Annotated in this window: 15 protein-coding genes; 5 read left to right on the top strand and 10 right to left on the bottom strand. The window is 68.6% G+C overall.

Annotated features, from left to right (window positions below):
- The 5 genes from E0H50_RS32825 to E0H50_RS32805 all read right to left on the bottom strand — a co-directional run bounded on the left by E0H50_RS32825 (position 1) and on the right by E0H50_RS32805 (position 4,480).
- Complete coding sequence (locus tag E0H50_RS32825; RefSeq protein WP_131294874.1) at positions 1–603, bottom strand: TetR/AcrR family transcriptional regulator; 603 nt, start codon at positions 601–603, stop codon at positions 1–3.
- A 70-nt stretch (positions 604–673) separates the two neighbouring features.
- On the bottom strand, positions 674–1,468 hold the full coding sequence (locus tag E0H50_RS32820) for a strictosidine synthase (protein ID WP_131294873.1): 795 nt from the start codon (positions 1,466–1,468) through the stop codon (positions 674–676).
- Positions 1,465–2,310: an alpha/beta fold hydrolase gene (locus E0H50_RS32815; protein WP_131294872.1), complete on the bottom strand. Its 846-nt coding sequence runs from the start codon at positions 2,308–2,310 to the stop codon at positions 1,465–1,467. The genes E0H50_RS32820 and E0H50_RS32815 overlap by 4 nt, the downstream gene beginning before the upstream one ends.
- Before the next feature lie 27 nt (positions 2,311–2,337).
- A complete protein-coding gene (locus tag E0H50_RS32810; protein WP_131294871.1) occupies positions 2,338–3,333 on the bottom strand; it encodes an NADP-dependent oxidoreductase in 996 nt (331 codons plus the stop codon).
- A gap of 157 nt (positions 3,334–3,490) precedes the next feature.
- Positions 3,491–4,480, bottom strand: coding sequence for a hypothetical protein (locus E0H50_RS32805; RefSeq protein WP_131294870.1), 990 nt, complete (start codon positions 4,478–4,480; stop codon positions 3,491–3,493).
- 193 nt (positions 4,481–4,673) lie between these two features.
- Between E0H50_RS32805 and E0H50_RS32800 the strand changes: the two genes are divergently transcribed.
- The 3 genes from E0H50_RS32800 to E0H50_RS32790 all read left to right on the top strand — a co-directional run bounded on the left by E0H50_RS32800 (position 4,674) and on the right by E0H50_RS32790 (position 6,789).
- Positions 4,674–5,483 carry an aldo/keto reductase gene (locus E0H50_RS32800; protein WP_131294869.1) on the top strand — a complete coding sequence of 270 codons (810 nt, stop codon included), beginning with the start codon at positions 4,674–4,676 and terminating at the stop codon, positions 5,481–5,483.
- 93 nt (positions 5,484–5,576) lie between these two features.
- Positions 5,577–5,864, top strand: coding sequence for a hypothetical protein (locus E0H50_RS32795; RefSeq protein WP_131294868.1), 288 nt, complete (start codon positions 5,577–5,579; stop codon positions 5,862–5,864).
- Positions 5,865–5,874: 10 nt separating this feature from the next.
- Positions 5,875–6,789, top strand: a complete 915-nt coding sequence (locus E0H50_RS32790; RefSeq protein WP_131294867.1) for an oxidoreductase — start codon at positions 5,875–5,877, stop codon at positions 6,787–6,789.
- Positions 6,790–6,802: 13 nt separating this feature from the next.
- On the opposite strand, the gene E0H50_RS32785 is transcribed toward E0H50_RS32790, so the two are convergent.
- Positions 6,803–7,417, bottom strand: a complete 615-nt coding sequence (locus tag E0H50_RS32785) for an RNA polymerase sigma factor (RefSeq protein ID WP_165547377.1) — start codon at positions 7,415–7,417, stop codon at positions 6,803–6,805.
- Between the two features lie 29 nt (positions 7,418–7,446).
- On the opposite strand from E0H50_RS32785, the gene E0H50_RS44300 reads away from it, so the two are divergent.
- Positions 7,447–7,578: a hypothetical protein gene (locus E0H50_RS44300; protein ID WP_272948538.1), complete on the top strand. Its 132-nt coding sequence runs from the start codon at positions 7,447–7,449 to the stop codon at positions 7,576–7,578.
- 8 nt (positions 7,579–7,586) lie between these two features.
- On the opposite strand, the gene E0H50_RS32780 is transcribed toward E0H50_RS44300, so the two are convergent.
- Genes E0H50_RS32780 through E0H50_RS32770 form a run of 3 tightly spaced genes read right to left on the bottom strand, consistent with a single transcriptional unit; the run spans position 7,587 to position 11,731 of the window.
- Entirely contained in the window at positions 7,587–9,029 is a 1,443-nt protein-coding gene (locus E0H50_RS32780) for a cation:proton antiporter (protein WP_131294865.1), read from the bottom strand.
- A 1-nt stretch (position 9,030) separates the two neighbouring features.
- The gene (locus E0H50_RS32775) at positions 9,031–10,428 is read right to left on the bottom strand and encodes a lysine N(6)-hydroxylase/L-ornithine N(5)-oxygenase family protein (protein ID WP_131294864.1); all 1,398 of its coding nucleotides are present in this window, start codon (positions 10,426–10,428) and stop codon (positions 9,031–9,033) included.
- Between the two features lie 22 nt (positions 10,429–10,450).
- The gene (locus E0H50_RS32770; protein ID WP_131294863.1) at positions 10,451–11,731 is read right to left on the bottom strand and encodes an ATP-grasp domain-containing protein; all 1,281 of its coding nucleotides are present in this window, start codon (positions 11,729–11,731) and stop codon (positions 10,451–10,453) included.
- 276 nt (positions 11,732–12,007) lie between these two features.
- Here E0H50_RS32770 and E0H50_RS32765 point away from each other — a divergent pair, with 276 nt between their 5' ends.
- Entirely contained in the window at positions 12,008–12,847 is an 840-nt protein-coding gene (locus E0H50_RS32765) for an AfsR/SARP family transcriptional regulator (RefSeq protein WP_131294862.1), read from the top strand.
- Here E0H50_RS32765 and E0H50_RS32760 read toward each other — a convergent pair.
- On the bottom strand, positions 12,798–14,171 hold the full coding sequence (locus E0H50_RS32760; protein ID WP_238151522.1) for a glutamate synthase-related protein: 1,374 nt from the start codon (positions 14,169–14,171) through the stop codon (positions 12,798–12,800). The two genes, E0H50_RS32765 and E0H50_RS32760, sit on opposite strands and share 50 nt — an antisense overlap.
- Positions 14,172–14,177 lie beyond the last annotated feature (6 nt).

The following is a 14,177-nucleotide window of genomic DNA, read 5'->3' as shown; positions in this document are numbered from 1 at the left end:
TCACCTCTGCAGGAGAACCTGGACCTGCATCCTGATCTCCTGGACGACGTCGTCGACGGGCTTGGCGATGTTGATCGTTGCCGCCATGCTGACGAACATGATCGCGGAGACGATGTGGGCGAGCGTTGCGGCGTCGGTGGCGCTGTTGCGCTCGTCTCGCTGTAGTACGTCGGCGATCGCCTTCTCGGTCTGCACTGTCAGTCCGAGGGCGGTGCGGTGGTGGGGCTCCTCGGGGTCGCCGAAGACGATCTCGCGCAGGTAGGTCCGCCCGTTGTCGATCTGTTTGCGGTTGCATTCGACGACCGGGCGGACGATCGCCATCACCGCGTCGAGTACGTCGGGGATGCGCTCGGCTGCCGACGTACCTTCGGCGAGTGCGTCGGCGTACGTCGAGTTCTGCACCAGCAGGAGCAGTTCGCCCTTGGTCTTGGCGTAGAGGAAGAGCGTGCCGGCGCCGATGTCGGCCTTGTCCGCGATCTCCTGGGTGGTGACCTCGTCGACTCCGCGCTCGGCGAAGAGCTCGCGGGCGGCGGCGGTGATGCGGTCGAGCTTCTCCTGCTTGTTCCGCTCGCGCCGTCCGACTCGTTGGGAGGCGAGTGGCATGGCTGCCTTCCTTGTCTGCTGTGTGGGCTCCGGCTGTGTAGTTTGCAGGCGTTCATTCTCCCATGGGCAGCTATTGCTCGTAGTGCGGCAGGACGGTGCCGTTCTTGACGTAGGTGAGGGCCGCGTCGACGTCGTAGGCATGGATCGCCGCGGCCAGCGGTGCCAGCTGCTTGGACAGTTCCGCCGGCACGTTGCTGGTGAAGAAGGCATCGCGTGCTGCGGTGTCGGTGAACCCGAGGATGAGGGAGGCGTGGAACTGCTGGTCGTGTGGGTTGTCGTGGGCGACGTTCGGGGTGTCCCAGAGTTTTTCGATCCAGGGCAGGAAAGTCTGCGTACGAAGCTCTTTGAGCACCCCGGTGGCGGCGAGCGCTGGAACGAGCTGCTCCTTCATGAACCTCCGGAACTCGCCGGCACCCACCCCGTCTCTGCGACGGAGGTAGACCATCGCACGGGCACCGACTGCCTCGCCAGGGCCTGCGACGTCGTACCAGCGGGACGAGTTCGGCGGGCCGGTGTAGAGGAGAGTACGGCGGAACACGTTGATCTCGTCCTTGTAGGCGAGCTGTGTCTGCTTGCGTCCCAGGAGCGGGGAGAGCGCCGAGTGGAAGGTGACTTCCGCGACGCCGTCGATCTTCCGGTCGACGGGGATCGACGTCTCTACCCCGTCGGTCACCGGCCACCGGCCCGGGTTGTCCTCCGCAAGGTGGATCTGCCGGTACTCCTCCAAGCCCGGGGTGGCGGAGATGATTTTCGAGTGCGGGCCCTTCCAGTAGTCCATGCCGGTCTGGCGGGGCTGGTCGGTGCGCACCCAGAGTGGAATCGAGGAGGTGAGGTGCTTCTTCACGCCCACTTTCGCGGTAGTCATCGTGAGAGGAACTCGACGGCAACGGGGGCGAACTTGTCGTGGAACTGGAAGATGCCGCCGTGGCCGGAGTCGGGGTAGATGATCAGCTCCGAGCCCTTGATGCGCCGGTGCAGGTCCTCGGAGAGCACTGAGGGCACCATGCGGTCGTTGTCGCCGTTGGCGATCAGGGTGGGCTGGGTGATCTTCGACAGGTCGGCGGGCGCGGAGCGTCCCCACCTCTTGATCGCCTTGAGCTGCGTCTGGAAGGCCTTGGTCTTGATCTCTGCGTCGCGGTCGACGGTGCGCTCCTTGAGCCGGTTGACGAACGCGCGGGCGGCGGACTTGCCCGTGGCGTCGCGGTTGAAGAACAAGAACTCCTTCGGGTCCGACCGGGTCAGAGTCGCCCGCAGGATGTCGTAGTACGTGGTGCCGGCGACCTTGTCGATGTCCTTGCCACCCGCGGGACCGGTGCCGGTGAGGACGAGCTTGCGGACGAGCTCGGGGTGCTTGACCACGAGGGCCTGGGCGACCATGCCGCCGAGGGAGAAGGAGAAGACGTCGATCTTGTCGAAGCCGAGCGCCGTGATGAAGGTGTAGGCGTCGTCGGCCATCGCCTCGACGCTGTCGGGGACGCGCCCGGTGGAGGCGCCGACGCCGCGGTTGTCGAAGGCGATGACGTGGCGCTCCGCGGCGATGGGGTCGATGATCCGCGGGTCCCAGTTGTCGAGGGTCGCGGCGAGGTGAACGAAGAAGACGACAGGGATGCCGCCCTTCGGTCCCAGCTCGCGGTAGGCGTAGGTGACGCCGCCGGCGTCGACCGTGCGGGCGGGCGCGTCCTTGTAGGCGGTGATGACGGTACTCATGGTGGTTCTCCTGTTTCGTAGGGGTGGTCAGGGCCGGCTGATGACGGCTTTGCCGCGGATGCCGCCCTTGTCGAGGGATTGCACTGCTTGCGCGGTCTGGTCGAAGTCGAAGACCCGTCCGACGACGGGACGCAGCGCGCCGCTGTCCACGAGGGCAGAGATCTGGCGAAGCTGATCACCGCTGGCGCGCATGAAGAGGAACTCGTACGTCACGCCGAGGTGCCGGGCCTGGCGGCGGATGCGGGCGCTGAGGGCGGTCATCACCAGCCGGAGCAGCGGGTTCGCGCCGAGCTCGCGGGCGAACGCCGAGTCGGGCGGGCCGGCGATCCCGATCGCCTTGCCGCCGGGGCGCAGGACGCGGAGCGACTTCTCGAGGTTCTTCCCGCCGAGGCTGTCGAGCACCAGGTCGTACCCTTCGACGAGCTGCTCGAAGTCCTGGCTGCGGTAGTCGATCACGAAGTCCGCCCCGAGTTCGCGCACGAACTCGGCGTTGCCGGCGCTGACGGTTGTGGCGACCGTTGCGCCGAGGTATTTGGCGAGCTGGATCGCGATCGTTCCGACGCCCCCTGCGCCGGCGTGGATCAGGACCCGCTGCCCCGGCCGGAGGTTGCCTCGCTCGACGAGTGCCTGCCACGCGGTCAACGCCACCAGTGGCAGCGACGCCGCTTCCTCGAGGCTGACCGATACGGGCTTGAACGCCAGGTCGGCCTCGGCCACCGCGATGCGCTCGGCGAAGGTTCCGATGCGGTCTTTGTCCGGCCGGCCGAAGACCTCGTCGCCGGGCCTGAATCCGCGCACTTTCGCGCCGACGCGGACCACGGTTCCGGCGACGTCGTTGCCGAGGATCTGCGGCAGCTTGTACGGGAGGATCTGCCGGAACTCGCCCGCCCGGATCTTCTCGTCGAGCACGTTGAGCCCGGCAGCCCGGACCTGCACGAGGACGTCGTGCTCTCCGACCACGGGCTCGGGGACGTCCGCTTCCTGCAGCGGTCCCTTGTACTGCCTGACGACGAACGCACGCACGGCGACTTCCCCTTCCGATGACCTGCCCAGTGTTATTAAGCTGAGCTGCCTCAATAATGAGTCGACTCAGTTAAATTGTCAAGCGAGCATGCGTGGAGATGGCTGAACCCCGGCGTCCGCGGTGGGGCGGACGCCGGGGTTCGTGCTGCCGGGGTGGTCAGAGGATGCTGAGGCCGATGATGTTCGCCGCGAGTTTTCCGGTGCTGACCTTGTCCTTGCCGGTGCGGGTGTCGACCGTCAACTGGTCGGTCGGTTCCGCGTCGAAGAGGCGGACGTCGGCGCTCAGGCCCGCGACGCGCACGTTCCCGTTGGAGCCGGACACCCGGATCCGGTCCTTGCCGGCAGCGCCGGTGACGGTGATCGCGTCGGCCGCCGAGTCGCCGCCGCTCGCGTTGAGTTGCGCGCCGAGATCGACGTCGACCTTGCGGACGTCGGTACGGCGCAGATCGTCGACGGTGACCGTGTCGGCGCCGCCGAGGGTGTTGAGCTTGATCCGTTCGACGTTGTCGGTGTCCATGACGATGTTGCCGACGTCCCGGGTGAACCGCAGGCGCGGACCGTTGGCGGCGGCAACGAACCTCTCCGCGGCGGCCGCGCCGTTGAACACCATGGTGTCCTGGCTGCGGCCGCCCTCGATCACGTCACTGCCGTCACCCGGATCCCAGGTGAACGTGTCGTTCCCGCTGCCGAGCAGCGCGGTGTCGCTGCCGCGGTTCCCGTCGACGGAGTCGTTGCCGGCGCCGGTACGGAACAGTTCGTTGCCGCTGCCACCGAACGCCCGGTCGTTGCCGGAGCCGGTGTCGACGATCGTGAACGGCTGCGCTTCGGCGCCGTAGTCGATCCGTACGACGTCGTTGCCGCCACGGCTGCTGACGTTGATCTGGCCGAAGTCACTGCGCTTCACGGCGCGCTTCGTACCGTCCCCGAGGTCGACGTCGACCACCGAGGTGTCCGCGGCCGGCACGGTGAGCGTGATGGTGTCGGCGCGGTTCGTGCCGGTGACGATCAGTTGGCCGGCCTCGATGACGACGCGGTTCGTGGGTGCCGCGGACGCCGTACCGGCCACGCCGAGGGCGACGCCCGTGGTGATTGTCGCGACGGCCGCCGCGGTGATGCCTCGCCGGAGTCGTCGTGTCGCACTGGTCATGATGTGGTCCCTCCCTGGTCGTCACGGCTGCCGTCGTCGACGCCGTGCTCGGTGTGTTTGGGGCCTACACGGCCACTGCCGTCATCCGGTTCACGGCAATCTTCGGTCAAATAGTTGCCTAGGGCATCTACAAAGCAGGAGGTGAACCGGATCTGCCGGACGTACGTGTAACGTGCGTGTGCAGGAGGTCTGAATGAAGGAACTGGTCGGGCGGGTCGCGCTCGGGGTCGCGAGCTTCTCGTTCGCGCCCAGGGATCGCTCCGCCGATCTCGCGACGATCCGCGCCGGTATCGCGGCGGGTACGGCGATCCTCGACACCGCGCGCGCATACGCCCACGTCGACGCGCCGCTGTACGGCGAGGAACTGGCCGCCGAGGCCGCGCGGGGCACGGGCGTGATCGCCGGAACCAAGGGCGGTCACTCGCGGACGGGTGAGTCCACGTGGGACGCCGACATCAGCCGGCAGCGGATCCGGTCCGACGTCGAGACGAGCCTCCGGGTGTTCGGTGGTGAGCGTCTCGAGCTGTACTACCTCCATCGAGTCGATCTCGCCGAACAGCCCGTGGAAGAGGGCGTTTCAGCGCTCGCGGACCTGCGCGACGAAGGCAAGCTGACCCGGGTCGGTCTGTCGAATGTCACGGTCGCCGACCTGGAGCGAGCGGCCGCGGTCACCCGGATCGACGCCGTACAGAACCACCACAGCGCCGTCGGGCGCGAGTCGCTCGACGTACTCGCGTGGTGCGAGGCCAACCAGGTCGCGTTCTTCGCCTACTCACCCCTTCGGCCGTCGACTCCGGCGCCGTCACGACACCTCGCAGCCCAGGCCGCCGAACGCGGCGTGTCCCTGCAGCGCCTCCAACTACGTGCCCTGCTGGCGTCATCGCCCGTACTGTCCGTCGTCTCCGGCGCAACGCGCCCAGAAACCGTGCTCGACTCACTCGCGGCAGAATCCGACCCCTGGGACGAACCCCTCGCAACCGCCTACGCCGCCGACCTCACCTGACGAGCCTGACCTCTTGAGCGCGCCCACTCGCGGCGATTACCCTCTGTATGCAGCTGATTGCACTCAGGAGGTCGCGGCGCAGGGGGTGACACCGTGGCGAAGAGGCGGAGAGGTACGAAGGCGGGTGACCTGCTGGTTCTTCTGTGGGTCGTGGTGCTCGGAGTTCTCGGCTATCCGCCTCATGAACACCTGATCGCGTGGATGGTGCTCGTGCCGGCGGTCGGGTTGTTCTGGGTCGCGTTCCTGATGCCGACCAAGTGCACCTACAGCACCCAGCGGGACAAACTGTGCGGCCGAGGAGTCAGAGGCAAGCTGCGCGGCTGCCGGGATCACGGTCGCTGGAGGCGCGACACGATGCTCGCTCGTCACCGGGCCAGCTAGCATGCGGGTCATGCGGACCTGGGGCGACGAGGACATTCAGGATCAGGGCGGGCGGACCGTCGTGATCACCGGTGCGAACTCAGGGTTGGGTTTGCGTGCGGCGACGGTGCTTGCGGCCAAGGGAGCGCGGGTGATTCTTGCCTGCCGGTCTCGGGAGCGGGGCGAGCGGGCCGCGGCGGCGGTGGGCGGTGAGCTCGTGCTGGTGGATCTCGCGGATCTGGGCTCGGTGCGCAAGGCGGCGGCGGATCTCCGGGAGCGTACGGGCGATCGCGTCGACCTGCTGATCGACAACGCGGGCATTCCGGCGGGCAAGTTCCGGCGCACCGTCGATGGGCACGAGTCGATCCTCGCCACCAACTATCTGGGGCATGCGGCGCTGACGTGGTTGCTGATGCCGGCACTACGGGCCGGGGACTCGGCCCGGGTCGTCACCGTGTCCAGTATGGCCCAGCGCGGCAAGGGTTTCGACGTCGAGGATCCCAACTTCGAGCGCCGTCGGTTCCGGATGGCTCACGCCTATTCGCAGTCCAAGCTGGCCGGCCTGATGTTCGCGCTGGAGTTGCAGGAACGCCTGGCGGCCGAGGGATCGCCGGTGATCAGCGTTGCTGCGCACCCTGGCTTCACCGCCACCGAGATCGGTGCCGCGGGCGCCCGCAACCAAGGGCTCGGGGCGCTCGCGCGGCCGCTCAACGCGTTGACGAAGGCGCTGTCGCAGTCCGTGTCCGAAGGCACTCTGCCGATCCTGTACGCAGCGACCGCACCCGAGGTACAGGGCGGTGACTACTACGGGCCGCGGAAGTTCGGCGAGTTCTTCGGAGGGGTCGGCCCGGCCCGGATCGACGTACGGGCGCAGGATCAGGCGGTGCGTGCGCGCCTGTGGGAGCGCACGGCCGAGCTGACCGGCGTCCGGCCCGACCCCTCGTGACAGCGCAGTAGGTTCAGTGGGCGGTCAGTTCGGGGGAGTGCCGGAGCATCCGGAGGGCGCGCATCCGCATCGGGCCGATGCTGCCGATCGGGAGGTTCAGCTTCTCGGCGATCTCCAGGTACGACGGGCAACTGTCCGACATCAGCAGCCTGATCAGGCTCTGGTAGCGACTGGGTAGCCGGGACAGTGCTCGCTCCGTGGAAGGCTCGTACTCGCCGTCGGCCGGGTAGACGTCGACGACAGCCACGCGCTGGCCGTCGCTGTGCTCCGTCGTCGGGTCGGCGTACAGCAGGTACCGCTTCCGGCTGATCGCCACCCGCAGACCTTCCCGGCGGGCCGTGGCGGCCAGCCAGGCGGGAAGGCACTCTGGGTCGCGGATCTGACGGCCGTGCTGCCACAGTCGCAGCCAGGTGAGCTGAGCCGCGTCGGCGGCGTCGCTGTGGCTGAGGCCGACACCGCGAGCGGTGTGCAGAAGGAGCGAACCGTACCGCGTTTCCAGCTCCTTCCAGGCCGACCAGTCCGAGCCGAGTGCGCGGCTGAGAACATCCGCGATCGAGGGACCCGACTCGGTGTGGTCGCGGTTCCCCTCGAGCGGCCGTGCGGTTCTGCGTAGCGAGATCGTCGACACGCTCCACGTCCTTTCGCTGATTCGCGCAGGTGGCGACAAGACGTGAGGAGGCACAGGAGAATCCGGCCGACGGCCCTGTGCTCACCCCACACCCCCGTGTGGTCGTCGTCAGTGCTGCCTTCGCCGCCTATTCGATCACCGAGGCCGTCACGAAGCCGTAGTCGATTCGTCACGAAATCGTGCTTGTGGCGTCACCGCTCGCATACGCATTTGCCGGCGACCGTCCGGAAGGGGTCCGGTCCAGCAGCGACGGGCCGAGCAGCCGCAGCAACGGCGCGGCCATCATCGTGGTGACGAGCGCCATCATCACCATCACCGTGAAGGCGCTGTGGTTGATGATGCCGGCGCCGAGTCCGGCGGACAGTACGACGATCTCCGTGATCCCGCGCGCGTTCATCAGGACTCCCAGGCCGGCCGCGGACCGTACGGGCAGACCGCCGGCCAGGGCGACCGGGACGGCGCCGGCGAGCTTGCCGATGACCGCTACGGCCAGCAGGAGCGCGCCGGCGACGAGCACCTGCGGCTGGGAGATCGCTGCGGTCACGTCGGTTTGCAGGCCGATGGACGCGAAGAAGACCGGCACCAGCAGAGTGCGGTTCAGCTTGCCGATCTGGTGCGCGACGTCCGCCACCGGCAGGCTGCCCTTCGGTAGTACGAGACCCGCCAAGAACCCGCCGAAGATCGCGTGGACGCCGATCCGGTCGGTCGCCGCGGCGAGGCCGAGGATCAGCGCGAGTACGAGCAGCACAAGGATCGGCGTAGGCACAGCAGCGGCGTACCGGAGGGACAGACGGAGCAGCAGCGGCCGGAGGACCAGTAAGGCAACGGCTCCCAGAAGAACCGTCAGGCCCAGTGCGAGCAGAGCGTCTCCAGGACCGCTCGACCGGATCATCGCCATTGTGATCGCGAGGGCGCACCAGGCGAGTACGTCCGCGGCGGCGGCGCAGAGCATGGCCAGCGATCCGAGCCGGGTGCCCTGCAACCCGCAGTCCTGAACGATCCGTGCGAGGACGGGGAACGCGGTGATGCTGAGCGCCGTACCGATGAACACGGCGAACGGCAGCCGTTCCACCGCAGGACCGGCGAGCGTCGAGTAGAGCGGGATCGCCGTGAGGAGTCCGAGGGCGAACGGAACCGCCATGATCGCGACGCTGGCGCCCGCGATCGCGCCGCGGTCGCGGCCGATCCGGCCGAAGTCGGCGCCGACGGTGAACATGAAGACGGTCAGCCCGGCCTGGGCCAGCAGACCGAGGTTCGGCCGTACCTCGGCCGGCAGGACGGCGTCGAACAGCCACGGCGTCACCGATCCGATCACCGAGGGCCCGAGCACCAGCCCGGCGATGATCTCGCCGACCACGGCGGGCTGCCCGATCATCCGGGCGAGCCGGCCGCACAAGGTCGCCAGCGCGCAGACGGCCGCGATCGCCAGCAGCAGCCGCCACATCAGTTGCGCCGATGTCGGTCCGGCGGTCGCGGGTACGGCGGTCGCCGCGGCTGTCTGCTCCGGCCGCAGCCAGCCGGCGGCGTATCCCACGACGGCCAGGGCGACCGCGCCGGCAACCAGCAAAGTCGCGACCGCCGTTGCGTGGCGAGGCTTTGGGAACAACGACATGTCAGGCAGGCACTGCGCCGTCGGCAGGGACCGGGACGGCGGTACGTCGGTCCGCCCCGGACGGACGCTCCGCGGGGGACGGGTGCTCTGCGGTGGACAGGTGCTCCGCGATCGGCCGGTGTACGCCGTTGACTCGTTTGACGGTGCGGTGTCCGAGGATGTCCTGGGCGATGTCCGCGGCCCGGTTGCCGAGCACGCTGAGCAGTGAGTCGGCGATGCCGTGCGTCGCCTCGTTCACGCCTTGCAGGTAGCAGGCCGCGTCGGACGGTTCGCCGAGCTCCAGACGGTACTGCCGGTTGACCTCGATCCGGTCGAGCCCGATCGCCGCGCCCAGCCCGCGGATCAGCCTGGGCATCTCGCGGACGAACCCGGTGCCGAGGAAGACCAGATCCCGGCGGAGCTCGTCGACCGCGCCGGTCTTGCGGTCGGTGAGCTCGAGGACGATGTCGTCCCCGTCGGTCCGGGCGCCGGTGATGTCGGTCATCGGCACCAGCCGCCGTCGCTCGACACCGCTCAACCGATCCAGGTACAGGCTGGTGTACAGCTCCTGCAGGAGGTCGCTCTCGACGCCGGAGTAGTTGGTCAGGTGCATCTCCTGCAGGATCTGCTTCTTGCCCTCCGGCAGCGCCTCGAAGAACTTGTCGATGTACGACGGGTAGTAGAGCTCGTTGGTGAACTTGTTCGTGTCGTACGCGCGCAGCCCGATCGAGCGCATCACCCAGCTCACGTCGCTGTTCGGCAGATCGTGCTGCGTCGCCCGGAACATCTCGGCCGCACTCTGCGCCGCGCCGATGACCGCGATCCGGTGGTGCTGGTCCTTGTCCAGCTCCGCGACCCGGCTGCGGTACCGGGTGCTGTGGATCAGCCGGTCAGCGGGCAGGTGGCTGAGCTCCGGCGGGATGTACGGGTCGCGTCCCGCGCCGATGACCAGGTAGCGGCTGGAGATCGTGCTGCCGTCGGCGAGCCGGGTCAGCCATCCGGTCAGGCTGCCGGCGGAGTCCCGGACGGGTTCGACCGACGTACAGTCGCATCCGAGCCGGAGCTGCACCTTCCGCAGCGATTCCGAGACCCACTGGAGATAGCCGGAGACCTCGACGCGGTACGGCGTGAAGCTGCCCATGTTGATGAAGTCGTCGAGCCGGCCGACGCTGCGCAGGTAGTTCAGGAACGTGAACTTGCTGCGCGGGTTCCGCAGCGTCACCAGGTCCTTCGCGAAGGCGACCTGGCTCTTCGTCCAGGGCAGCAGCAGGCCGCGCTGCCACTCGACCGTCGGTCCGCGTTCGATGACGAGCGAGCGCTCCGCCAGGCCGTCGGCGCCGAGTTCTTCCAGCGCGACCGCGAGAGCGAGGTTGGCCGGCCCGGCGCCGATCGCGAGCAGTTCGACGTCGTGGTTGGTCATAGCAACTCCAAAGGGTCGTGGCTCACCAGGGCCGTCCGGAATACTCGGGCTCGTTCAGCGCGTCGTACTTCAGGTGGACCAGCTCCGCGGCGGCGGTGAGCCGGTCGGCGCAGGTGGCGAGATCGTCCGCGCTGCAGACGACGTACGCGTGCCGGCCGATGTGCGCCCGCGGTGGGAGCCGGACGCTAGCCCCGGGGCCGACCATCGGATGGGCTTCCACCAGGCCCGGCGCCGATCCCGGTTCGGGGACGGTGATCTCCACGACGCGGCAGTCCTCGGGTGGATAGCAGAACCGGATGCCGACGCAGGTCCGATGATCCGGTTCCAGCCGGGGACGGATGCCGCGCGCCACGTCGACCAGGACCGCGCCGGGATCGATACCGGTGGCCAGCTTGCCCAGGTACGGGATGAGGTCGCCGCCGAGCCGGCCGTTGATCTCGATCACCACCGGTCCGCGCGAGCTGAACCGGATCTCGGTGTGCGTGATGCCGTACGGCGCACCGATCGCCTCATGCGCCGCGCGGAGCAGCTCGCGCAACTCGGGATCCTCCAGCAGCGGATCCGCGCCGTCGACGAGATGGCCGACCTCCTCGAAGTACGGCGGTTCGCCCAGCTGCTTGTGGGCGATGCAGAACGGCAGGTACTCGCCGGCCACCACAGCACCGTCGACGCTGATCTCCGGACCGTCGACCATCTCCTCGATGAGCGCTCCGCCGTGGTATTCGGCCGGACCGTTTCGGCTGGAGCTGTCGGCGCGATCGAACGCGTCGGCGATTCCGGCCGGATCGCTCACCACAGCGACGCCGATACTCGCCGCCATACCGCGCGGCTTGACCACGACCGGATAACCGATGCCCGTGGCCGCGACGGCAGCCTCCGCGGCCGTTGTGACGACCGCGAAGCTCGGCTGCGGCAGTCCGGCAGCGGTGAGCGCCTGCCTCGTCCGCGCCTTGTCGCGACAACCTTGCGCGCCCCGTGCGGTCAGACCCGGCAGCCCGAGACGCTCCGCCACCAAGGCGGTCGCGATCACCGAGGGTTCGTCGTATGTGAAGACTCCGCGGACCTCGCGCGTACGAGCGACGGCCTCGGCGGCCGCGAGCAGACCGTCGTGGTCCAGCACCAGACCGGCGCCTTCGAGAGGGACGACCACCGAACTGCCGGCGAGGTACGGCGTCTGCCAGGTCGCTGGCTCGTCGTCGATCAGCCAGAGCCCGCTGCGCGCGGCCGCACCTCGGATCAGGTACTCGCGGTACGGCTGGAAACCGCTGCCCAACTGCAGCACGACACCGTTGTCGTCGTTCACGCAAGCCTCCCGGAAGCCTTCACTGACGAACGAGAGGGGCTGATCCGGTGTGGGTGATACACCTACCGCGATCGCAAGTGCGGGATATCCGTCGCGCCAACGGCTTGTACTCAAACAGGTGACGGCTCTACCTTCACGTGAGGTAGCTCGGTAACAACCTCACGTGAAGTCGCGATACCTGCATGACAGGGCCCGCCCGCCCGAGACTTCTCGCAGCAGCATGTTCCGAGCTGGGCGGGTCTAGAGAATTCCTACCCAGTGGGGGGAGATCGATAGATGCGCGCTAAGCCCCTAGCGGCAGATGATTCCGATCCGGAGGTCGCGCCGGCCGGCGTTCACCGGCAAGTGCGGCTCCGCATGCTCGACGGCTTCTGGGTCGTCGACGGTCAACAGACCTTGTCGATCCCGCTCAGTGCGCGCCGCGTCGTGGCGTTCGTCGCACTGCGTGGGCGTTCGAGTCGCGCCGAGGTGGCCGGCACGCTGTGGCCGGAGGTCTCGGACTCGAAGGCGCAGGCCTGTCTGCGGACGGCGCTGTGGCGGCTTCGCCAGCTGAGTCCGCGTCCGCTCATCACCGGTGACGAGACGCTGCGCGTCGACGAGTCCGTCGACGTCGACGTGAACAGACTGATCACGGCCATCCGCCGGGTGATCAACGACGGCGAGTGCGGTGCCGACCAAGGACTCCTGCCGACGCTCGCCGCGATGGGGGAGCTGCTTCCCGGCTGGTACGACGACTGGGTCCTGCTGGGGCGGGAACGCCTGCGCCAGCTGCAGTTGCACGCGCTCGAGCTGACCGCGCAGCAGCTGACCTGTTCGGGCCGGTACGCCGAAGCGATCGAGGCGGCGATGGCCGCCGTACGGCTGGAACCGTTGCGGGAGAGCGCGACGCGGGTGCTGATCGAGGTTCATCTCGCCGAGGACAATGTGGTCGAGGCGATCCGCCGGCTCGAGTTCTTCCGGCGCAGCCTGGCCAGTGAGATCGGTGTCGAGCCCACCGCGGAGCTGGTGGACCTGGTGCGCCGGCGGCAGATCGGAGCCGATCCGCGCAGGGCGGTGGCAGACATCTTCAAGCTGGACCGGAGCCGAGCCCTGTCGCCCAGGACGACGCTGGCGTAGGACTCCAGAGATCTTCCGGACCGAGTGCCCGCACGTGGTACTTGCCGAGAGCGCTGACGAGGAACTGCAACTCCAGTGCGAGGCACTCGACGAGGTTGACGAGGCCGTGGTCGGGGTCGGTGTCCACCGCGATGAGCGCGGCCCGTCCCAGCCCGGCCGCGTTCGCGCCGAGCGCCAGGCACTTGGCGATCCGCGCACCCTCCCACATCCGGCCGGAGACCAGCAGGCACGACGGGTCGGACGGCGCTCGGTCCTGCCCGATCCGCAGCAGGCACTCGCCCAACGGCAACCCGACCTGGCTGAGGAAGGCCAGCGGTGCCCAGCCCGTACCTGCCTCGGCGCCGTCGACGGACACCGCGTCGGCGCCGGCCGCCCAGGCCACCTGCGCGGCCGCCGAAACGTCCCGCGCCGGCGGCAGTTTCACCCATACCTTGGCGCGTGGATAGTTGTTGCGCATCAGGCGGATCTGTTGCCGCAGGATCTCTTTGGTGAAGGTGCCGGGGCTGCTGCTGCGCAAGACGCGGTCGCCGCCGAAGACCGGGTCGATGAGGTACGCGTCGGCCAGCCGTTCGGCGGCCTCCGCACCGATCAACGTCATCCCGCCCAGCCCGGGTTTGGCGCCCTGTCCGACCTTGAGTTCGAACGCGAGCCGCCCGGATTCCAGCAGCGGCAGCGCATTCGGATCGCTGTACACGAGGTTCCACACCTCTGCGTCGGCGTCCTCGGTGCTCTGCTGGACGACGATGCCGCCGTACCCGTCCAGCGCTTCGGCCTGGTACGCGCGGATCCGGCCGAGCAGCGAGCGTTCCGCGTCGGCCTCGAGCCGCCCGTAGCTGTTGACCGGCATCACGTTCTCGCCGATCACCATCGGGATCCCGAGGCGTCCGGCCTGGCGGCCGGCGGCCAGACCGAGTGCGACGCTCGCCGCCTCCGTCGAGCCGAACGCCGAGACGTACGCCGGTAGCGCCGACCGGAACCCGCCGATCGTCGTCTCCAGCCGTACGTCGCGGTACACCGGCTCGCGTCCCAGTTCGACGAGTTGGGCCAGCCGCTGCGGTACGAAGACCGGCGGCACCAGCCGCAGACGGTCGAGGTGATCGTCCGTCGTACCTGAACAGTCGGCGCCGAACAGGACGTGCCCGTAGTCGTCCGGGGACGGGAACGCGTCGGCGGCACCGGTCCGCGCGCGGCGGCGGATCGCTGCTTCGGGGAAACCTTCGGCGTACAGGACGCCCTCCTTCGGTCGGCTTCTGACCGGAAGAGGCGTGACGGGTCCGGCGAAAATACGGCCCGTATCACTGGACGTCGTACCGCCCCTCTCCAAGGTAGG

This window comes from Kribbella sindirgiensis (genome assembly GCF_004331435.1).
In the GTDB taxonomy this organism is placed as follows: Bacteria; Actinomycetota; Actinomycetes; order Propionibacteriales; family Kribbellaceae; genus Kribbella; species Kribbella sindirgiensis.
This window is presented reverse-complemented; position numbering and strand designations above follow the sequence as displayed.

Coding starts and splice junctions, on each gene's coding strand:
- E0H50_RS32775 (WP_131294864.1), bottom strand. CDS start 10,428: ATGACCAACCACGACGTCGAACTGCTCGCGATCGGCGCCGGGCCGGCC.
- E0H50_RS32765 (WP_131294862.1), top strand. CDS start 12,008: ATGCGCGCTAAGCCCCTAGCGGCAGATGATTCCGATCCGGAGGTCGCG.
- E0H50_RS32800 (WP_131294869.1), top strand. CDS start 4,674: ATGAAGGAACTGGTCGGGCGGGTCGCGCTCGGGGTCGCGAGCTTCTCG.
- E0H50_RS32820 (WP_131294873.1), bottom strand. CDS start 1,468: ATGACTACCGCGAAAGTGGGCGTGAAGAAGCACCTCACCTCCTCGATT.
- E0H50_RS32825 (WP_131294874.1), bottom strand. CDS start 603: ATGCCACTCGCCTCCCAACGAGTCGGACGGCGCGAGCGGAACAAGCAG.
- E0H50_RS32780 (WP_131294865.1), bottom strand. CDS start 9,029: ATGTCGTTGTTCCCAAAGCCTCGCCACGCAACGGCGGTCGCGACTTTG.
- E0H50_RS32815 (WP_131294872.1), bottom strand. CDS start 2,310: ATGAGTACCGTCATCACCGCCTACAAGGACGCGCCCGCCCGCACGGTC.
- E0H50_RS32805 (WP_131294870.1), bottom strand. CDS start 4,480: ATGACCAGTGCGACACGACGACTCCGGCGAGGCATCACCGCGGCGGCC.
- E0H50_RS32790 (WP_131294867.1), top strand. CDS start 5,875: ATGCGGACCTGGGGCGACGAGGACATTCAGGATCAGGGCGGGCGGACC.